The sequence below is a fragment of the Acinetobacter sp. WCHAc060042 genome (assembly GCF_003231195.1).
GTDB lineage: Bacteria > Pseudomonadota > Gammaproteobacteria > Pseudomonadales > Moraxellaceae > Acinetobacter.
Map to the genome: position 1 here is coordinate 16,076 of NZ_QKVN01000030.1, position 20,077 is coordinate 36,152.

Consider the following 20,077-nt stretch of genomic DNA (forward strand, 5'->3'; position numbering starts at 1 on the left):
TGCATCCCGCCTACAATGCAATGATTACATTTTCAGCGGGCAAAAGGGGGTGCATCTCGTTTAGAGATATATTAAAATTAATGCATATATAGAGGTGTTGCAGGTCAACGCCTTTTTTATTTTTGATTTTTTTTAATTTTTAGGTATCTACCCATGACCGTTCAAATGAGCGTAATGATTTCTACTGAAGAGATTCAAGCGAAAGTAAAAGAGCTTGGTGCACAAATTGATGCGCATTATGCAAACAGTGATAAGGAACTCGTACTGATTGGTTTATTACGTGGTTCAGTCATTTTCATGGCAGACTTATGTCGTAGCATTTCAAAACCACATGAACTCGATTTCATGACGGTATCGAGTTATGGCGGCGGTACGATATCTTCACGTGATGTAAGAATTTTAAAAGACCTAGATGGTGAAATTCGCGGTAAAGATATCTTAGTGATTGAAGATATCATCGACTCAGGCAACACCTTGAGCAAAGTATTAGAAATTTTAGAAACACGTTCTCCAAACTCAATTGAGCTATGCACCTTAGTCAGCAAGCCTTCACGCCGTGAAATTGAACTCGATGTGAAGTTTTTAGGTTTTGACGTTGAAGATAAATTCATCGTTGGTTATGGCCTAGACTACGACCAAAAGTACCGTCATTTGCCCTTTATTGGTGAAATTGGTCTTTAAGACCTATCGAGAAAAAAGTGGCCGAAGGCCACTTTTTTTATTTTCACTATCACATAAGTACATAAAACATACAGTTTTTAGCAGATTCACTCTACTGCATAGTCGCATTATGCCCGATGATAATTTTGCACATGATTTAAAAACAAAGACATGATAAAAAAAGGAGTTGGCTCATGTGGTCACTTATTGTTGCTATTGTCGTAGGTTTTATTGCAGGTCTCATCGCGCGTGCCATTCATCCAGGTGATGATAAAGCAGGCTTCATTGTTACCACGTTACTGGGGATTGCAGGTTCACTCTTAGCTACCTATGGCGGTCGTTTACTTGGTCTCTATAGTGAAGGCTCGGCAGCAGGCTTTATTGCTTCAGTTATTGGGGCCATCATTATTTTATTCATCTATAACATGGTCACCAAAAAAGCCTAAAACATCCATTAAAAAAAGCACCTTTTCAGGTGCTTTTTATATTTGGACTATTATAAGCCCAGTTCACGCCACATATTTTCAATGGTGGTTGAAGGCACAGCGCCATTCACTTTAAAACCATTTGAGAAAATAACCACAGGCGTTCCTTGTAAGCCTAAGCTCTGTCCCAATTGTAAGTTACGTTCAATTGGATTAGCACACGGTTTTTTCGATGTCGGCTGAGTTCCTTTCGCAATCAAATTTTTCCACGCAAGGGCAGGGTCTGCTTCACAAAATACTTGCTTCGATGGTGCAACTGATTGTGCCTTGATGGGGTAAATAAAAGTGTAGATGGTCACATCATTCAGCTTATTCAACTCAGCCTCTAACTGCTTACAGTAAGGACAGTTCGGGTCTGAAAAAACAGCCAATTGGCGTTTCCCATTGCCTTTAACCATTTTAATGGCATCTTTTAACGGCAGCTTATTCCAATCGAGCGAATTTTGTTGCACATATAAAGCTGCACTTAAATTTTTCTGATCTTTTAAGCGCACCATTGAACCTGCAATCACATGCTCAGCCGCTTCACCTAAATACACAATTTCGCCATCTAAAGATCCGCTATAAATGCCCGACATTTCTGTTTTTTGAATATTTTGAACATTAATATTTGGATAATTCTTTTTTAAGTTGGCTTGAACACTTTCTACACTGGCCATACTCATACTTGCAATTGCACTTGTAAGTAGTGCCAAACCCAGTTTTTTTATCATCACTTTTTGCTCTTTCAATCGGAGAACCACGGCGCTAGTGTAGAGTGTATTATTCAAGCATTGAATCATTTTTTCTTATGCTTTACCGAAACCCAACATGACAGAACGATCAACCGACCAAAGTTTCACGTGGAACATCAAATAAAATAGAGTTAATCTCGACTGAAACATGAACAATTTCCTCATGAATCGACAGCATCTCACGCACCTGATCTGCACAATAATCCGATGTTGTTTCTAAAGCCAAAATACATGAAAACTTGCCTTTACCTACTTTCCAAACATGTAAATCGGTCAAAGTCGTTTGTGGTAGTTCTGCCACTACCTCGCGAATTTCTTCCACCACATGATGGTCCATTTCAGCATCTAACAAGGTTTTTCCCGTTTCTTGCATTAAGCTCCATGCCCATTTTGCCACCAATATTGACCCCACAATCCCAAGGGCAGCGTCAAGAAAATCCCAACCAAAATACTTACCAAAAATCAAAGCAATAATAGCAAAAATAGACGTCACAGCATCTGCCACCACATGCATAAATGCAGCTTTCTGATTTAAATCATGATGATGGGCATGTACTTCTGCTGCATGATCATGAGCGTGATGGTGATGGTGATGGTGATGGTGATGGTGATGGTCGCCATCGTGCAGCAACCATGCACAGATTAAATTAACCAATAAGCCTAAAATCGCAATTGGAATTGCTTCGTTATAATGAATTTGTACAGGCGAAAAAAGGCGTTGAATTGAGTGAAAAGCCATAAAACCTGCTACTACCATCAGCAAAATAGCACTGCTGTAACCTGCAAGAATTTCAATTTTCCATGTGCCGAAACTAAAGCGCTGATCATGGGCATAATGCCGTGCAGCACGATAGGCAAAATACGCCAAACCCAGTGCCAGCATATGCGAACTCATATGCCAACCATCTGCCAGTAAAGCCATTGATTGGAAAATCCATCCACCAATCACTTCTAATAACATCATGACTGCCGTTAAAATGGTCGCGATTAATATCCGTTTTTGGGCCAGTGGATTACCTTCATCAAAATGATGCGTGTGCTGACGTGATGGGCTATTTTGCATTTAAAATCATTCACCAATATACTCCCATACAGTATATTTATTTTTTGGAGCAATGTGTTGAGTCATTTGCATAAAGATAAAAAAATTTTAAACCGCGTAAAACGTTTACAAGGGCAAGTGAACGCTGTTGAGCACTCCATTGCGCATCCAGAAGCCAGTTGTATCGACGTTTTACAACAAGTTGCTGCCATAAAAGGTGCAGTCAATGGGCTAATGAATGAACTCGTTGAAGCCCACTTACGCCATCATGTTTTAGCACATGCAGAACAGGTCAATGAAGAAGAGTTAGCTGAGTTCTTAAAACTGCTGAAACGTTACGGCTAAGTTTTATTGCGTTCTTTTTCAAGTTTTTAGTTGACCATTTTTTCCTCAAGCCGATACACTGTTGCTCTCTATCATTTTCTTCTCACTGTTTAAACAGATCACTTGTTTTGACAGAGAGCCTCATGGCATTTGCATGACAACAACCACTTCTTGGCGTCCATTTTGCATGGTTAGCCTTGCTTTAATGATGGGAACAATGGGGACAGCTTTGGCCAGTCCGCTTTACCCCCTATACCAAGCCTTATGGCATTTACTGCCGAGCCAAATCACCTATATTTTTGTGGCATATATGTTCGGCTGTCTTGCCACATTACTCTTTCTTGGACGGACCAGTAATAGCATCGGCTATCTACGTACCTTACAAGTGGGGCTGGTATTTATCACCGTGGGATTGGTGATTTCTGTCTATGCTTCTAATGCTCTAATCCTGTCTTTGGGGCGCTTTATTATTGGTATTGCGTCTGGTTTGATGACCACTTCAGCTTTATTGGGACTAATGTATACCGTACCGAAAAGTCATCAACAAATAGCGCCACAACTGAGTTCGATGATTACCGCAGTAGGTTTTGGCTTAGGCCCGCTGATTGGTGGCCTGATTGCTCAATTTTCAGAATACCCTTTGGTCAGCCCTTATCTCCCCGTTATTCTTGGTGCTGTAGTGTGTTTCTTTGGCTTATTTTGGGTTCAATCTCCCACGTTTACAGTACAGCCCTTTAGTCTTGCTCCGAAACTACTCCGACCAGAAGTACAATATCATCAGTTGTTTTTGATTGTTGGATTTACCGCATTTAGTGCCTTTGCTGCATTTAGCTTATTTGCTTCTTTATCTCCGTCATTTGTCAGTGATATTCTGCCGTGGCATGGCCCACTCGTCAGTGGCTCAGCCATTACCAGTATTTTGATTATCTCTGCCGTGGTGCAGTATTTTGCCAGAGCCATACCTGCTAATCAGTGTCTCAACTATGGCTTAATCACCTTGATCCTAAGCCTAGGCATTTTAGCTTTGTGTATGCTGTTTCAACTGAGTATATTTTTCTTTATCAGCGATTTTTTAGTGGGAATTGGGCACGGTTTAACTTTGATTGGTGCTTTTGGTCTGATTTATGCCATGACCACCACAGAAAACCGAGCGGCTGTAATGTCAACCTATCTTTTTATCGGTTATTTAGGTACGATTGTGCCCATTGTGGCTGTGGGCTATCTAGCAGATCACTTTGGCTTAAGTTTCGCAGTGATCAGCTTTTGTATTGCTATTGGTATATTGTGTTTTTATCTGTGGTTTTCACATCAGAGCAGTACACCTCTAACTTTAAATATGAAAAAGCCCTAATCAGAGGGTTTTTTCATCAATAGCAGTGTTATTTTCCAATACAGAACGATCCAAAAATTTTCCCAAGTAAATCATCCGCACTAAAGCCCCCTGTAATTTCACCGAGGGCATTTTGTGCCAAACGGAGCGACTCTGCGACTAACTCACCTGCGTTATACACCACCAATTGTTCACGGGCTTCAGCAAGATAAAGCTGAGTGCGTTTCATTGCGTCTAAATGGCGTGTACGCGCAATAAAGGTATCTTCTTCTGGCTGGAAGCCTGCATGCGCTGTAATCGCTTCTATGAGCGCTTGAACGCCAGTTTCTTGCTTGGCCGAAACCATAATATGACGAAAGCCGTTAAAATCTTCGATATGTGATGTTGTTTCCGTCAAATCACACTTATTGCCAATCAGCATTAAACGTTTCGGTTCAATATGCTCAGCAAAATATGCTTGCGCCAGTTTGAGTGGGTCTTCACCTTGACTTAAGTCATAAACCAAAAGTAACAGATCGGCTTGCTCAATTTCTTTAATGGCACGGCGGATCCCTTCTTTTTCTACAATATCACCTGTTTCACGCAAACCCGCGGTATCGGTTAGTGTTATAGGTAAACCATTCAGGGTAATTTTTTCATGTAAGACATCCCGCGTCGTACCTGCAATATCCGTCACAATGGCGCGTTCAATGCCCGCTAAAGCATTGAGTAGTGATGACTTACCCGCATTCGGTTTCCCTGCAATGACCACTTGTAAACCTTCACGCAGTAACTGTCCTTGACGAGCCGATTGTTGCACTTGGTTCACAGCAGCCGTAACACCATCTAAAAGATTTAAAATTTTCCCGTCCGCAAGAAAATCAATTTCTTCTTCAGGAAAATCAATTGCAGCTTCCACATGCAAACGTAGATGAATCAATTGCTCCAGCACGCGATTTACTTTAGTTGAAAATGCGCCTTGTAATGAACGTACTGCAGAACGTGCAGCCGCTTGTGATGTCGCATCAATCAAGTCAGCGATCGCTTCCGCCTGTACCAAATCCAGTTTGCCATTTTCAAAAGCACGCATGGAAAACTCACCGGCTTTTGCAGCAATTGCACCAAGCTCCAACAAACGTCCCAGTAAAGCATTTTGAATCACAGGGCCACCATGCCCTTGCAACTCAACCACATCTTCACCAGTGAACGAATTCGGGTTCGGAAAACAAATCGCTAAGCCTTCATCCATCACTTCACCAGATGCATCATAAAACTGGCGAAAACCTGCAAAACGCGCTTTCGGTAAGTCCTTTTGAGTCAAGGCCTGTGCAATCTCGTACGATTTAGGACCAGATAGGCGAATGACCCCGACACCACCACGCCCAGGTGGTGTTGCAATGGCAGCAATCGTAGTTCGGTTGTACATAACATTCACCTAAAAATCTTAAAAACGCGCAAAGAAAAATCCGCCTAAGATTACCATCTTAAGCGGATTTATTCAGCTTTTCGCGAAAAGTTGCCTCGATTAGCTCGACGCACTTTCCTTATTCAAGCGATCTTTTTCAACAGATTTGTTGATCAACGTTTGTTGAATGATCGTGATACTGTTGTTGACAATCCAGTACAACACCAAGCCCGAAGGGAAGAACAGCATAAAGACTGTAAAAACAATCGGCATGATGCGGAATACTTTGGCTTGCATCGGGTCTGCAGGCTGTGGATTTAAAGACTGCTGAATGAACATGGTTGCGCCCATCAACAGCGGTAAAATAAACCACGGATCCATTGCTGACAAATCTTGAATCCAAAGTAACCATGGTGCATGACGAAGTTCAACAGACTCCATCAATACCCAGTACAATGCAAGGAAGATTGGCATTTGTAATAACAATGGCAAACAACCAGCAAGCGGATTGACTTGTTCTCGTTTATACAATGCCATCATTTCTTGAGAGAAGCGCATACGGTCTTCACCGAACTCTTCTTTCATACGTTGCATTTCAGGTGCAATAACACGCATTTTCGCCATTGAGCGATAGCTCTTAGACGACAATGGCCACAGAATCAGTTTCACCAAGACCGTTAACAGAATAATTGCCCAGCCCCAGTTACCCACTAAACCGTGGAAGAACTCAAGACCCAAGAACAACAATTTCGCAATTGGCCATAACCAACCATAATCAACAGTTTGGTTCAAACCTGTTGCTAATTCTTTTAGCTCAGATTGAACTTTAGGGCCTGAATAGAAAGTCGCATCAATCTCAGCCACTGTTCCTGCAGGCACAGTAATTGTTGGTGAAGTAAAACCAATGATATTCATATCATCAGTCGACTTACGCGATTCTAATTTTGCAACATACGGTTGACCGTTACCTTGCGTAAGCTTTAAGTCACCTGGAATCCAAGCACTGACGAAATAGTGCTGAACCATAGCAACCCAGCCACCTTTCGCTTCAACATTCAATTTTTCTTCATTGAAGTTAGCAAATTTCAGCTTGTTATAATGTTCATCTGGCGAACCCCAAGCACCACCTAAGAAAGTGCCCAATGTGAAAATACCTTGGTCTGACTTACCTGGATCTTCAGAGTTGTCACGTTTGAGTTGACCAAACATTTGACCCTGCCAGTTTTGACCACTGCGGTTCACCACTTTATGGTTCACAACAATAGGATAGTCACCTTGCTTGAAGGTAAAGGTTTTAATGATTTCCACACCATCCGCTGTTTTCAGTACCATCGGTACAGTTAACACTTTGATGCTTTTACCATCTTCCGTTTGAACCGCTTTGGCATCGTTTAATGTATAAGCAGATTTTTCAATCTCATACATCGGGCGACCGCTACGATTACTGTCTGGACCATTAAGACCAATTAAACCAGACTGCGCCACATAAGTACGTTTCGCATCACTTTCCAGCATGACAAATGCTTCATTGCTGTCTTTGCTCTTGTCATGGTTTAACAATTCAATACGAACAATATCACCACCTTTAGGGTTAATCCAAAGATGATAAAGGTCAGTTTGTACTGAAATAAGCTGTTGATTTACAGATGCTTTAGCTTCTGTAACTGGTTGCTGAGTCGCGATATTTGCTTGTGGCATATCAGACGCTGCTGAAGCCGTTTGAGCATTTGGCAAATCTGCAGATACTTCATGCGAAACTACAGCAGCCTGTTGAGGCTGTTGCTGAGTTGCCACATGTCCATAATCTTTTTGCCAAGCCAAAATAAGCAAATAAGCGACAACAAACATGGCCCCGAGAATGGCAAACCTGGCCCATTGTTGCATATCTATTACCCCAAGTGGTTAGAGTGATTTTGGTTCAAGAAACAATCACGAAAGGGTACAGCAAGCAGACGCTTTTGAGAATCTATTTGCTGAAAAGAGATAAAACGAATCCTTTTAGCTGGAACAGGGTCATACCCCGATCCACCCCAAGGATGACAACGGCAAATACGTTTAGTAGCCAACCACACACCACGCACAGCACCATGTGTATGGACTGCTTCCAATGAATATTGAGAACATGTAGGGATATAACGACAACGCGGTCCAAGTAAAGGACTAATCGCAATTTGATAAAATCGAATTAACCAATGCAGTAACCGGACCATTGGCCATCTCTACTTTTGCAGGGAGGGAGCTATTTTTTGATGCTTTTTGGCAAGACGTTGTAATTTTTGCCAAGCAAATTGTAATTGCTGGTGCAACTCTGCATTAGGCACTGTTTCTATCCCCATTTTAGGCATAACCACAATATCTAAAGTTAATTGCTGTTGATGCAAGCGAAAGCTTTCGCGAGCCAAACGTTTTACTCTATTTCTTTCGTGTGCACGACGCACTTTCTTTTTAGCAACAACAATACCCAAACGACTATGAGGTTGTTCGGTCAGTTTTGCTAGAAATAAGAAATGGGGTTGATGCACTTTAAAAAGCGCACCATCGAAGACACTTTTATAATCGGCAGCACAGCGAATACGAACCTCTGTGCTGAAGCCATAAAGTGTAGTCATAACACCCAAAATCGCTTTAAGCGTTAACTATTGATTAAACAGTTAAGCTGTGACGACCTTTTGCACGACGACGAGCTAATACTTGGCGACCAGCTTTAGTAGCCATACGAGCACGGAAACCATGAACGCGCTTACGCTTTAATTCAGATGGTTGGAATGTACGTTTCATATCGAAACTCCAAAAATGATCATTCAATGAAGGTTCGCGATTTTAGTGTTCATTGCTTGAGCTGTCAATGAAAAATAGATTTTCTTGCAAAATTAACTTGTTTTTAATGTATGCCTGCAATAAAAGCTCAAATCTCTTATACACAGCGTTTTTTATTATACACAAGCTAGATTATTGTTTATTAAAGTGATATAAGTTATCAGCAAGATTATTCACATAATTATCCACAGTTGTTTAAATTCAATTACATTGTAATGCTTTAAATTTAAATTCATATCTCAAGCGAAGTTATCCCCAAAAACAGCGCTCTTATAAATAAATTCAAATTTATAAATTTAAATTTATTACTATTAGGGTTGTATTTTTCTGTGGAAATTGCACTTTTCTATTTAAAAAACATAATTATATGGTGTGGATAAAGTTGTTTTTATAAAAATAATAGTTTGTGGATAACTTTATGCTATATTCTATCCACAGCTTGAGGATAAACTTATCCACAATAGCATTTGAATTTAAATTTGTTTTCATAAGTAGTCTTTTTGAGCAATATCGACAGAATTTCCCATGACAGATGTGGATAACTTGGTTAGAATGGCGACCCGCTTCGGTGGGTGCTTCGTGTTTTTATTAATTATCGATGGAATGAATAGGGGTTTCACATGCTTTGGACGGACTGCTTAACTCGCTTGCGACAAGAGCTATCTGGGAATGTCTTTACGATGTGGATACGCCCTTTAGTTGCAGAAGAGTTAAATGACACATTACGTCTGTATGCGCCGAATCCCTATTGGACACGTTACATTCAAGAACACCATCTTGAGTTGATTACTATTTTAGTTGAACAACTCTCTGAAGGACGTGTGCGTAAGGTTGAAATTTTAGTCGATTCAAGACCTGGGGCGATTTTATCTGCGGCTGAACAACCTGCAACCACAACTGCAGCTTTAGAGTCAGCACCTACGCCTGTGCAGCGCCCTAAAAAAGAAAAAGACGAAAGTCCTGCTAAAAATAATCGTAAACGTCAGCTTAACCCTTTATTTAGTTTCTCACTTTTTGTTGAGGGGCGTTCAAACCAGATGGCTGCTGAAACATGTCGTAAGGTTTTGACTCAGTTGGGGGCTTCTCAGCACAATCCATTATTTTTATATGGTCCGACTGGATTGGGTAAAACGCATTTAATGCAGGCGGTTGGTAATGCTTTATTGCAAGCCAAGCCTAATGCGCGCGTCATGTATATGACGGCTGAAAGTTTTGTGCAGGATTTTGTCAGCTCTTTGCAACAGGGCAAAGTGGAAGAATTTAAGAAAAATTGCCGATCTTTAGATCTATTATTGGTCGATGATATTCACTTACTTGCAGGAAAAGAGGCAAGTTTAGTGGAGTTTTTCTATACATTTAACGCACTTTTAGATGAGTCTAAGCAAATTATTTTGACTTCTGACCGCTATCCAAAAGAATTGACTGAATTAGACCCTCGTTTGGTTTCACGTTTTTCGTGGGGCTTATCAGTGGGGGTTGAACCACCAGATATTGAAACACGAATTGAAATTTTGCTGAAAAAAGCAGAAAGCAATGACGTCGAACTGCCGCGAAATTGTGCCTTGTTTATTGCACAACAAGTCGTTGCGAATGTTCGTGAGCTTGAAGGTGCGTTGAATAAAGTGGTGGCCATTTCGCGCTTTAAAGGCACAGCGATTGACTTAGATGTCGTGCGTGAGTCTTTAAAAGACGTCTTGGCGATTCGTGCACGAACCATCAGTACTGAAAATATTCAACGTGTGGTGAGTGAGTACTTTAGAATTCCACTGAAAGAGTTGGTTGGACCTAAACGTACCCGTATTTATGCACGCCCACGCCAATTGGCGATGGGTTTGGCGCGTGAGTTAACGGGCGACAGTTTCCCTGAAATTGGGATGGCTTTTGGTGGGCGTGATCATAGTACGGTGATGCATGCCTGTGAAAAAGTGGTCAGTTTGAGAGATGAAGATCCGATCTTCAATGAGGACTATAAAAACTTACAGCGCTTACTACAAAGTTAAGTGTGATTGTTCAAATTCTGTTCTTGCAATGCGGCATGTTCTGCCGCATAGTACACTGCTAAAAACACTTTTATTTATTCTTTTATCTTCAGTATTTCGAGGAATGTATCGTGCGTTTAAAAATCGCGAAAGAAAGCTTACTTAATGTTCTATCACATGTCGTAGGAGCGGTTGAACGTCGCCATACTTTAAACATTCTTTCAAATGTCAAAGTTCAAGTAAATCAAGAGTCTTTGACTATTACAGGCTCTGATTTAGAGGTTGAGCTGGTTGCCAGTACCACACTTGCTGATGGGGCATGTTTACAAGCGGGTGAAACAACTGTTCCTGCACGTAAGTTGATGGATATTTGTAAATCTTTGCCAACTGCAGCCTTAATTGACTTACAGATTACTGAAGATCAACGCTGTATTTTAAAGTCAGGCAATAGCCGTTTTGTTCTCGGGACTTTACCAGCTGAAGATTATCCACTTTTAAGCACAGAAAACACGCAAGGCACCCAAGTAGCGGTGACGCAGCGTGAATTAAAGCGTTTATTTGAAAAAACTGCTTTTGCTATGGCGGTACAAGACGTACGTTTTTATCTCACGGGAACCTTGCTTGAGATTGATAACAATCAATTACGTGCAGTGACCACAGATGGTCACCGTTTGGCGCTGTGTGAAACTGTCGCCAGCTCAGATGCAACGCAGTTGATCCAAGCCATTGTGCCACGTAAAGCTGTAGCTGAATTACAACGTTTACTGAGCATTGAAGATGAGCAATTGGCATTGTTGATTGGTCGTGAGCTGTTGAATGTGACCATTTCAATTGCTAGTCGTGACAAAGAACAAGGTGAAACGACTGTTCGTTTCACGACGAAACTGATTGATGGTAAATTCCCTGACTATCGCCGTGTGATTCCACGTGGTGGTGATAAAAATGTCTTAATTGCACATGATGTCTTTAAGCAATCTTTACAACGTGTTTCGATTTTAAGTAATGAAAAACTACGTGGTGTGTTCTTAAATTTTGATGCCGATACGCTACAGCTTCGTGCGAATAACCCAGAACAAGATGAAGCCGTAGAAGACTTGGCGATTCAATATAGTAATGCACCAATGGAAATGTCTTTTAATGCCCAATATATCTTGGATGTATTAGGTGCATTGGATGGTGATGATGTGTCTATGACCATGACCGAAGCCAATCAGTCGGTTTTGGTTCAAGACCCTGCGCATCAAGATCAGACTTATGTTGTTATGCCAATGCGTGTTTAAGACTTAGGTTGACGCATGCAAATTACGCGTTTAAATATCGAACGTGTTCGAAATTTAAAGACGGTTGCTCTCCATGGATTGCAACCGTTTAATGTTTTTTATGGGCAAAATGGTTCAGGTAAAACCTCAATTTTGGAAGCCATCCATCTGCTGGCGACAGGGCGCTCCTTCCGTACCCATATTCCTAAAAACTACATTCAAACCGATACCCAAGATGCCATAATTTTCGCGCAGTCCAGTACAGAAAAGATTGGCATGCAAAAGCTGTTGTCAGGTGAACAGTTGATTAAGGTCAATGGTGACAACATTGCCACCCAAGGGCAGTTAGCCAAAATTCTTCCCCTACAACTGATTGATCCACAAAGTACCGATATTATTGATCATGGTGCGAAGCCGAGAAGGCAGCTACTCGATTGGTTGATGTTCCACGTGGAACCAGAGTTTTATCATGCATGGCAATATTACTCGCGTGTCTTAAAACAACGGAACAGTTTACTTAAAACACGACGAAATTTAAGTTTGGTAGACTTGGAACCGTGGAACAAAATGCTCAGTGATTATGGAGAAATGCTACATTCGCAAAGAGTGAGTATTGTGGAGCAATGGAAGGACTTTTTTGAGCAAGATTTAAAACAACTTTTGCCACATATTCAGGTTGACTTGGAATACAGTCCAGGGTTTCACACTGATGTAGGGTTACTGCATGACCTGCAAAGTCACCATCAAAAAGACCTCGACCGCCGCTATACGGAATATGGGCCGCATAAGGCAGATTTACGTTTAAAAACAAGCCTAGGTGATGCAGACGTGGTGCTTTCACGGGGACAAAAAAAGCTGTTAATCATAGCTTTAAAACTGTCACAGATTGCAATGCTGCATGCCTGTAATAAGGAAACTGTGGTATTATTAGATGATCTGACAGCAGAATTAGATTTAACAGCACAACAACGTTTAATAGAGCGATTGAGCCAACTAGGTAGTCAAGTTTTTATTACCACTTTAGAGTATGAATCAGTCAAAAATCACTTACATGATTTATCTATTTCTTATCAATTATTCTGTGTTGAAAATGGTCAAGTTCAAGTTGTCGCACAATGATTTTAGATTTTACCCATCACGGGATAGACCTATTTTTCGCTAGGGAGAAACCATGAGTTCAGAAGATCAACAAGCTGCTTCTCAAACGGAACAAACCACAGAAAAAGCTTATGATTCCTCTAGTATCAAAGTATTACGTGGATTGGACGCAGTACGTAAACGTCCAGGTATGTATATTGGTGATACGGATGATGGTTCAGGCTTACACCATATGGTGTTTGAGGTGGTGGATAATGCGATCGACGAAGCGCTTGCAGGTCACTGTGATGAAATCTTGGTGACGATTCACGAAGATGAATCTGTCAGTGTATCGGACAATGGCCGTGGTATTCCGACCGATATTCACCCTGAAGAAGGGGTTTCTGCAGCAGAAGTTATTCTCACTATTCTGCACGCAGGCGGTAAGTTTGATGACAATAGTTACAAGGTTTCAGGTGGACTACATGGTGTAGGTGTATCTGTGGTGAATGCATTGTCACGTAAGTTAGAATTGACGATTCACCGTGCCGGTCATATTCACCAACAAGAATACAAACATGGCGATCCTGTTTATCCTTTAGCGGTAATTGGTGATACCGAAACGACAGGAACAACTGTACGTTTTTGGCCAAGTGCTGAAACTTTTAGTCAGACTATTTTCAATGTCGATATTTTGGCACGCCGTTTACGTGAATTGTCTTTCTTGAACGCAGGCGTGCGCATCGTTTTGCGCGATGAGCGTATCCATGCGGAACATGTGTTTGACTACGAAGGCGGTCTGTCTGAGTTTGTGAAATATATTAACCAAGGCAAAACACATCTAAATGACATTTTTCATTTTACCGTACAGGCGGAAAATGGCATTGGTGTTGAAGTGGCATTGCAGTGGAATGATACTTATCAAGAAAATGTCCGTTGCTTCACCAACAACATTCCACAAAAAGATGGCGGAACGCATTTAGCAGGTTTCCGTGCAGCCTTAACCCGTGGCTTAAACAGCTACATGGAAAATGAAAACTTACTCAAAAAAGAGAAAGTAGCCGTTTCAGGGGATGATGCTCGTGAAGGTTTAACTGCGATTGTTTCAGTGAAAGTTCCTGATCCGAAGTTCTCTTCACAAACCAAAGAAAAGTTGGTTTCAAGTGAAGTGAAACCGGCGGTTGAACAGGCAATGAATAAATCATTCTCTGAATATTTGCTTGAAAACCCACAAGCGGCAAAAGCCATTGCAGGCAAAATTATTGATGCAGCTCGTGCCCGTGATGCAGCGCGTAAAGCGCGTGAAATGACGCGTCGTAAAAGTGCTTTAGATATTGCTGGTTTACCTGGTAAATTGGCGGATTGCCAAGAGAAAGATCCTGCATTGTCTGAATTGTATCTGGTCGAGGGTGACTCTGCGGGTGGTAGTGCGAAACAAGGTCGTAACCGTAAGATGCAAGCGATTTTACCGTTGAAAGGTAAAATCCTAAACGTGGAACGTGCGCGTTTTGACAAGATGATTTCATCACAAGAAGTGGGCACGCTGATTACGGCATTAGGTTGTGGTATTGGTCGTGAAGAGTACAACCCAGATAAACTTCGTTATCATAAAATCATCATCATGACCGATGCGGACGTGGATGGTTCGCACATTCGTACCTTATTGTTGACTTTCTTCTTCCGTCAAATGCCAGAGCTGGTAGAACGTGGTTATATCTATATTGCACAGCCACCGTTATACAAGCTGAAAAAAGGCAAACAAGAGCAATATATTAAAGATAATGATGCGCTTGAAACCTATTTAATTTCAAACGCAATTGATGAGCTTGAATTACACGTTAGTGAAGCTGCACCTGCAATTCGTGGTGAGGCTTTGGCGAATGTGATTGCAGATTATCAAACGTCTCAGAAGAGCTTGCAGCGTCTAACAGTTCGTTATCCTGCCAGTGTTCTAGATGCGTTGATTTCTGTGGAAGGCTTTAAGCTTGATCACAATCATGACCGAGCTTATGTCGAGCAGTGGGCTGAGCAAGTGCGTAGTGCTGTGGCAGAAATTCAGCCAAGCTTGCGTCCTGAGTTGAGCTTAGAAACGTTTGAAAAAGAGCTGGCAGATGGTCAAAAGATCGAGACTTATTTGCCTCGTATCACCATCTATGTACACAATCTGCCGCACAGCTATTTACTAGATGCGGGTTTATTGGGTTCAGGTGAATATGCACGCTTGCTGAAAAACTCTAAGAGCTGGTTCACGCTGCTTGAAGACGGTGCTTACCTGCAAAAAGGTGATCGTAAAATTGCAGTCACCAACTTCCATCAAGTTTGGCAGCATATTTTGTCTGATTCACGTCGCGGTATGATGATTCAGCGCTATAAAGGCTTGGGTGAGATGAATGCGGACCAGCTTTGGGAAACCACAATGGATCCTGAAAACCGCAACATGCTACAAGTGACGATTGAGGATGCGATTGAGGCTGATCGTATGTTCTCTTGTTTGATGGGTGATGACGTGGAACCACGTCGTGCATTTATTGAAGAGAATGCACTGAATGCGGATATTGATGCTTAAACGCTTTACAAAATACATAGAAAAAAGCACTCGTTAGAGTGCTTTTTTTACAGCATTTTTTATGCTTTTGAATAAAATATAAGCAATGTACAATGTTATTAAACTGACTTATAGCGATGTCATGATGTAAGTATCAAGTCTTTTTGCACAGTGCAAAATGTGAGGTCATTATGATGGATAACCAACTAGAACAAGTACGCGACATTTGGGTGAATGCATTTTTTACCGGTAATTATGAAGTTTTAGCTCAATATGAAGATGAGCATTTTAAAGTGGTCTATGAGCAAGCCGATCGTGTAGAAAGCAACTATACACGCTATGAAAAGATCGCACATGCGGTGAAAAATGGGGTTTGGAAACCTCAAAAACCTGATGTCGAATTTGAAGAATTTGAGTTTAACCGAGACCAAACACGCTGTCAGGTTTTGATTGGTTTGGTTGAAAATAGCCAACAAATCCAAGAAACATGGATTTTCGATCGGGGTTGGAAAATACAAGAATTACGTTTTTTAAAGGCGAAAAGAGCCATTTTAAATTAAAGAAAAACGGCTAAAAAGGGTTAACTTTAGCTAAAATAATCGAATAAATAAGCATCACCAAGCTGTGGATAAAATATAAATACGCTTTATATTAGGTGTCAAAATACGTATAATTTTATCCACAATGGATGTGATCTGAAGAATCTAAATTTAAAAGTTGTGATATTTTTTGAATTTAAAAACCGCTTTCCTGTTTACCTTGTCCTTTTAAATTCAAAACAAACTGTTTTTGAATAATTTGAAATGTTGCTGTTGTTTAGTGGCCGAGATGTTTTGCTACAGAAAATTGTGCTTTGGACACGCATAATTAAGTTTATTTGAGTTTACATGATTGAATATTCTATTAATTTAGCAGAATTAAATAATCGAAAAATCACTTTTTAAGAATATCTAAATAATAGTTATTATTTTTCATAAGTATATGTTTTATTTTAAAAAAATATAATTTTCTTGATGGAAAACTGGATTGATTTTTATATCAAAGAGGTCCGTTTGGAGAGTGTTTGAAAAACATTCAGCCAAAGTCCGCCGATAAAAATGAAAAAGCATAAAAAAACCCGCGATGCTTGTGCATCACGGGCAGTGGTAGCTGTGTTAGATAGAATGTTTTAGTCTTCGAATGAACTTTCGAGCTCTTCAAGTTCCATCATCAGCTCTAGCATTTGTTCTTCAGCTTCACTGACTTGGTTTTTCAGTTCGGTTTGCTCATTCATCAATTTCATGAGTTCATCTTTGCGTGCAGCGTCATATAGGCCAGCATCACCAAGTAAACTTTCGATTTCGACTAAACGTGGCTGGTGCTTTGCTAGCAGGCTTTCACATTTTTCGATATTTTTACGAATCGGGCGCGTTTGTTCACGGCGCTGTGCAGCCAATTTACGCTGCGCTTCTTTATCCACTTTGGAAACGAGCGTTTTTTGCTCACTGACTTTAGACACTACAGGTGCTATTTGTCCACCTTGTTTAATCATCTCTAGGCGCGCTTGGCGTAACCAGTTGGCATAATCGTGTAGATCGCCTTCAAATTCGGTAGATTTTCCAGCATGGACTAAAATGAGGTCATCGCACACACTGGCAATCAGTTGGCGTTCGTGCGAAACCAAGACCACAGCACCTTCATAGTCTTGTAAAGCCATGGTCAGAGCATGGCGCATATCTAAGTCTAAATGGTTGGTCGGTTCGTCTAGAATCAAAACATTGGGGCGTAACCACACGATTAACGCCAATGCCAAACGCGCACGTTCACCGCCTGAGAAGCTCTCGCAAGGGGTATCCATCCGTTCGCCACTAAAGCCGAAACTGCCTAAAAAGGCACGTAAGGTCGCTTCACTGATTTTTTTATCCGCAATTCGTGCCAATTGCAGCATTGGGCTGGCCGATTCATCCAGTGAATCCATTTGATGCTGGGCAAAATAACCAATATTCAGCAGTTCGGAAGCTTTGCGTTGTCCTGCGAGTAAAGGTAAATCACCAACCAAGGATTTGATTAAGGTTGATTTACCAGCACCATTCATCCCCAATAAGCCAATCCGGCTCGTTGGGGTGATTTGTAGGTTGATATTGGTGGCAATCAGCTTATCGCCATAACCAATATCAGCCTGCTCTAGAGTGAGTAGTGGTGAACTCATTTTGGTGGGTTCACGGAAGCTAAAGGTAAATGGGGTATCGACATGCGCAGGAGCAAGCAGCTGCATCCGTTCCAGTTGTTTAATTCGGCTTTGTGCTTGACGCGCTTTAGTGGCTTGAGCTTTAAAGCGATCAATATATTTTTGAATATGTGCCCGTGTTTCGAGCTGCTTTTCATAGGCTTGTTGTTGTTGTGCCAAACGTTCTGCACGAGTGGTTTCAAAGGTAGAATAGTTACCGCTATAGAGGGTGAGTTCTTGATTTTCGATATGCAAAATACGGTTAGTAATGGCATCTAAGAAATCGCGGTCATGTGAAATTAAAATCAAAGTACCTGTATAGGCATTTAACCAATCTTCTAACCATAAAATAGCATCGAGATCTAAGTGGTTGGTCGGTTCATCCAGTAATAATAAATCCGAACGGCTCATCAGAGTACGTGCTAAGTTTAAACGCATCCGCCATCCACCAGAGAAACTCGAAACCAAAAGTTGGTTTTGATGTTCCATAAAACCCAGACCCGCCATAAGCTGAGCGGCTTTAGCGGGTGCAGAATAACCGTTAATTTCGTCGAATCGGCCATGTAAATCAGCCAGTTCAGTGTCAGTTAACTGTTCAGGATGGTTGAGCTGTTGTTGAATGTTCCAATATTCTTCATCACCGGTCAGGACGAAATCAATTGCAGCCATATCTAAGGCTTTTACTTCCTGCGCCATGTGCGCCACTGTCCATACAGCAGGACGGCTCAGGGTGCCATCATCAGGACCGATTGAGCCTAAGAGTGCAGCAAACAGGGTTGATTTTCCAGCACCATTGACACCGGTGAGACCAACTTTCCAACCCGGATGGATTTGCATGGAGGCTTTTTGAAATAACACTCGTCCACCACGGCGCAATGAAACTTGATCAAGCTGAATCATGGAACTATCAAATATCAGAAAAAGGTGCGCCTATTCTAATGGATGCGTCAGCAAAAGACTAAACATTCAAAATTTATCTGAACTGAAATCTTGAATAGTTACTTTTAAGGGGAGGATGAAACCATTTGACCTTTGGTCGGAAAGCTAAAAGTTGACCTTTTTTGACCTATATTGAGAAATAGCACACAGATATATTTCCCCAGTAAAACAAAAAACATGAAGGGATAATAATGAAAAGAAAAGGAATTTTTATTTTATCGACACTCGCACTGTGCGCTTTCTCCAGTATGGTGCAGGCGAAGCAACAAGTCTGTGTCTTTGACTTACTGGGTAAAGCAGGTGAATCTTATAAATTCTTAGAAGAATGGGCTTTGGTCAGTAAAAAATGGGGCGCACAGGTACAGTTGATTTCGTTTCAGGACGAAGACTTGGCCGGTAAAGCCTTTCAAAATGATAAATGCGATGCGGTGTATATGACCTCGATGCGCGCGCGCACCTATAACAAGTTCGCCGGTTCGATTGATGCCTTAGGTGGAGTGCCAAGCAATAAAATTGCACAAAAGGCCGTGGAGTATGTGCTTGATCCTCGCAATACCAAACGCATGACCACCACATTACAAGGGGAAAACTATGAAGTGGCAGGCATTGGCTTAATTGGTTCAGCTTATATTTTTGTCAAAGACCGAAGTTTGAACACTATTGAGAAAGCGCAAGGTAAAAAATTTGCCATCCTGCATTATGACCGTGCACAACGGGTGATGGTAGAGCGGGTAGGCGCTGTTCCTGTGATGTCGGATATCTCCAACTTTATAAAAAAGTTTAATACAGGTGAAGTGGATGTGGTTGCTGCACCTGCTTATGCCTACAAACCACTAGAAATTGAAAAAGGTCTAGGCGCTAAAGGGGCTATGCTTAATTTTCCCGTGGTCAATGTCACTGCAGATTTAATTGTCAGACCCGAGCGTTTTCCTGCCCAATTTGGCGAGCAATCGCGACAATGGTTTTTACAAAAAATCCCGCAATCCTTTGCCATGGTGCAGCGACTAGAAGCGGCCATTCCAAGCAAAATCAAAATGCAACTGAGTAAAGAAGATAAAGAAAAATATCAGCGTATGCTACGCGAAGGGCGCATTGATTTAACCAAACAAGGAGTCTATGACCCAGGCATGATGCGCGTGCTGAAAAAAGCCCGTTGTACGGTTGAACGCACGAACTTTGAATGTTCATTGGGTGGTGAATAAGGCGAAAAGCTGTATTTCTTTGTAATATTAAGCATTATTCATGTAAAGCGGATGATACTGGTTTTTATTCTAAAATGATGAATTTAAAGTAGTT

Annotated in this window: 18 protein-coding genes; 10 read left to right on the top strand and 8 right to left on the bottom strand. The window is 41.3% G+C overall.

All coding sequences use genetic code 11. The annotated features are described in order from the left end of the window. Positions 1-153: 153 nt before the first annotated feature. The gene (hpt, locus tag DPG01_RS13255; protein ID WP_110975410.1) at positions 154-681 is read left to right on the top strand and encodes a hypoxanthine phosphoribosyltransferase; all 528 of its coding nucleotides are present in this window, start codon (positions 154-156) and stop codon (positions 679-681) included. Positions 682-854: 173 nt separating this feature from the next. Next, on the top strand, positions 855-1,106 hold the full coding sequence (locus DPG01_RS13260) for a GlsB/YeaQ/YmgE family stress response membrane protein (RefSeq protein ID WP_086210876.1): 252 nt from the start codon (positions 855-857) through the stop codon (positions 1,104-1,106). Positions 1,107-1,156: 50 nt separating this feature from the next. On the opposite strand, the gene DPG01_RS13265 is transcribed toward DPG01_RS13260, so the two are convergent. Beyond that, positions 1,157-1,858, bottom strand: coding sequence for a DsbC family protein (locus tag DPG01_RS13265; RefSeq protein ID WP_087528464.1), 702 nt, complete (start codon positions 1,856-1,858; stop codon positions 1,157-1,159). Positions 1,859-1,967: 109 nt separating this feature from the next. Further along, a complete protein-coding gene (dmeF, locus tag DPG01_RS13270; RefSeq protein ID WP_110975411.1) occupies positions 1,968-2,942 on the bottom strand; it encodes a CDF family Co(II)/Ni(II) efflux transporter DmeF in 975 nt (324 codons plus the stop codon). 57 nt (positions 2,943-2,999) lie between these two features. On the opposite strand from dmeF, the gene DPG01_RS13275 reads away from it, so the two are divergent. Next, the gene (locus DPG01_RS13275; protein WP_086210901.1) at positions 3,000-3,266 is read left to right on the top strand and encodes a metal/formaldehyde-sensitive transcriptional repressor; all 267 of its coding nucleotides are present in this window, start codon (positions 3,000-3,002) and stop codon (positions 3,264-3,266) included. Positions 3,267-3,432: 166 nt separating this feature from the next. Next, on the top strand, positions 3,433-4,596 hold the full coding sequence (locus tag DPG01_RS13280; RefSeq protein WP_110975425.1) for an MFS transporter: 1,164 nt from the start codon (positions 3,433-3,435) through the stop codon (positions 4,594-4,596). A gap of 28 nt (positions 4,597-4,624) precedes the next feature. Here DPG01_RS13280 and mnmE read toward each other — a convergent pair whose 3' ends face one another. The 5 genes from mnmE to rpmH all read right to left on the bottom strand — a co-directional run bounded on the left by mnmE (position 4,625) and on the right by rpmH (position 8,737). Next, a complete protein-coding gene (gene mnmE / locus DPG01_RS13285; RefSeq protein ID WP_110975412.1) occupies positions 4,625-5,980 on the bottom strand; it encodes a tRNA uridine-5-carboxymethylaminomethyl(34) synthesis GTPase MnmE in 1,356 nt (451 codons plus the stop codon). A gap of 99 nt (positions 5,981-6,079) precedes the next feature. After that, a complete protein-coding gene (yidC, locus tag DPG01_RS13290) occupies positions 6,080-7,843 on the bottom strand; it encodes a membrane protein insertase YidC (protein ID WP_110975413.1) in 1,764 nt (587 codons plus the stop codon). A gap of 5 nt (positions 7,844-7,848) precedes the next feature. Continuing rightward, a complete protein-coding gene (yidD, locus tag DPG01_RS13295; protein ID WP_086210880.1) occupies positions 7,849-8,169 on the bottom strand; it encodes a membrane protein insertion efficiency factor YidD in 321 nt (106 codons plus the stop codon). Positions 8,170-8,178: 9 nt separating this feature from the next. Further along, entirely contained in the window at positions 8,179-8,568 is a 390-nt protein-coding gene (gene rnpA / locus DPG01_RS13300; RefSeq protein WP_086210881.1) for a ribonuclease P protein component, read from the bottom strand. A 34-nt stretch (positions 8,569-8,602) separates the two neighbouring features. Continuing rightward, complete coding sequence (gene rpmH / locus DPG01_RS13305; RefSeq protein WP_000831329.1) at positions 8,603-8,737, bottom strand: 50S ribosomal protein L34; 135 nt, start codon at positions 8,735-8,737, stop codon at positions 8,603-8,605. Positions 8,738-9,396: 659 nt separating this feature from the next. Here rpmH and dnaA point away from each other — a divergent pair. From dnaA to DPG01_RS13330, 5 genes are all read left to right on the top strand, one after another. After that, a complete protein-coding gene (gene dnaA, locus DPG01_RS13310) occupies positions 9,397-10,776 on the top strand; it encodes a chromosomal replication initiator protein DnaA (protein WP_086210882.1) in 1,380 nt (459 codons plus the stop codon). Between the two features lie 110 nt (positions 10,777-10,886). Beyond that, positions 10,887-12,035, top strand: a complete 1,149-nt coding sequence (gene dnaN / locus DPG01_RS13315) for a DNA polymerase III subunit beta (RefSeq protein WP_110975414.1) — start codon at positions 10,887-10,889, stop codon at positions 12,033-12,035. A 15-nt stretch (positions 12,036-12,050) separates the two neighbouring features. After that, the gene (gene recF, locus DPG01_RS13320) at positions 12,051-13,133 is read left to right on the top strand and encodes a DNA replication/repair protein RecF (RefSeq protein ID WP_110975415.1); all 1,083 of its coding nucleotides are present in this window, start codon (positions 12,051-12,053) and stop codon (positions 13,131-13,133) included. Between the two features lie 52 nt (positions 13,134-13,185). Then, positions 13,186-15,657 (top strand): DNA topoisomerase (ATP-hydrolyzing) subunit B, encoded by a 2,472-nt coding sequence (gene gyrB / locus DPG01_RS13325; RefSeq protein WP_110975416.1) that lies wholly within the window; start codon positions 13,186-13,188, stop codon positions 15,655-15,657. 170 nt (positions 15,658-15,827) lie between these two features. Further along, on the top strand, positions 15,828-16,196 hold the full coding sequence (locus DPG01_RS13330) for a hypothetical protein (RefSeq protein ID WP_110975417.1): 369 nt from the start codon (positions 15,828-15,830) through the stop codon (positions 16,194-16,196). A gap of 608 nt (positions 16,197-16,804) precedes the next feature. On the opposite strand, the gene DPG01_RS13335 is transcribed toward DPG01_RS13330, so the two are convergent. Then, positions 16,805-18,742 (bottom strand): ATP-binding cassette domain-containing protein, encoded by a 1,938-nt coding sequence (locus tag DPG01_RS13335; RefSeq protein ID WP_110975418.1) that lies wholly within the window; start codon positions 18,740-18,742, stop codon positions 16,805-16,807. Positions 18,743-18,972: 230 nt separating this feature from the next. Here DPG01_RS13335 and DPG01_RS13340 point away from each other — a divergent pair, with 230 nt between their 5' ends. Further along, positions 18,973-19,983 (top strand): putative solute-binding protein, encoded by a 1,011-nt coding sequence (locus tag DPG01_RS13340; protein WP_171327419.1) that lies wholly within the window; start codon positions 18,973-18,975, stop codon positions 19,981-19,983. Positions 19,984-20,077: the final 94 nt, after the last annotated feature.

Coding starts and splice junctions, on each gene's coding strand:
- dmeF (WP_110975411.1), bottom strand. CDS start 2,942: ATGCAAAATAGCCCATCACGTCAGCACACGCATCATTTTGATGAAGGT.
- DPG01_RS13335 (WP_110975418.1), bottom strand. CDS start 18,742: ATGATTCAGCTTGATCAAGTTTCATTGCGCCGTGGTGGACGAGTGTTA.
- rpmH (WP_000831329.1), bottom strand. CDS start 8,737: ATGAAACGTACATTCCAACCATCTGAATTAAAGCGTAAGCGCGTTCAT.
- rnpA (WP_086210881.1), bottom strand. CDS start 8,568: ATGACTACACTTTATGGCTTCAGCACAGAGGTTCGTATTCGCTGTGCT.
- DPG01_RS13330 (WP_110975417.1), top strand. CDS start 15,828: ATGATGGATAACCAACTAGAACAAGTACGCGACATTTGGGTGAATGCA.
- dnaA (WP_086210882.1), top strand. CDS start 9,397: ATGCTTTGGACGGACTGCTTAACTCGCTTGCGACAAGAGCTATCTGGG.
- DPG01_RS13260 (WP_086210876.1), top strand. CDS start 855: ATGTGGTCACTTATTGTTGCTATTGTCGTAGGTTTTATTGCAGGTCTC.
- hpt (WP_110975410.1), top strand. CDS start 154: ATGACCGTTCAAATGAGCGTAATGATTTCTACTGAAGAGATTCAAGCG.
- DPG01_RS13280 (WP_110975425.1), top strand. CDS start 3,433: ATGGTTAGCCTTGCTTTAATGATGGGAACAATGGGGACAGCTTTGGCC.
- gyrB (WP_110975416.1), top strand. CDS start 13,186: ATGAGTTCAGAAGATCAACAAGCTGCTTCTCAAACGGAACAAACCACA.
- DPG01_RS13340 (WP_171327419.1), top strand. CDS start 18,973: ATGAAAAGAAAAGGAATTTTTATTTTATCGACACTCGCACTGTGCGCT.
- DPG01_RS13265 (WP_087528464.1), bottom strand. CDS start 1,858: ATGATAAAAAAACTGGGTTTGGCACTACTTACAAGTGCAATTGCAAGT.
- yidD (WP_086210880.1), bottom strand. CDS start 8,169: ATGGTCCGGTTACTGCATTGGTTAATTCGATTTTATCAAATTGCGATT.
- recF (WP_110975415.1), top strand. CDS start 12,051: ATGCAAATTACGCGTTTAAATATCGAACGTGTTCGAAATTTAAAGACG.
- yidC (WP_110975413.1), bottom strand. CDS start 7,843: ATGCAACAATGGGCCAGGTTTGCCATTCTCGGGGCCATGTTTGTTGTC.
- mnmE (WP_110975412.1), bottom strand. CDS start 5,980: ATGTACAACCGAACTACGATTGCTGCCATTGCAACACCACCTGGGCGT.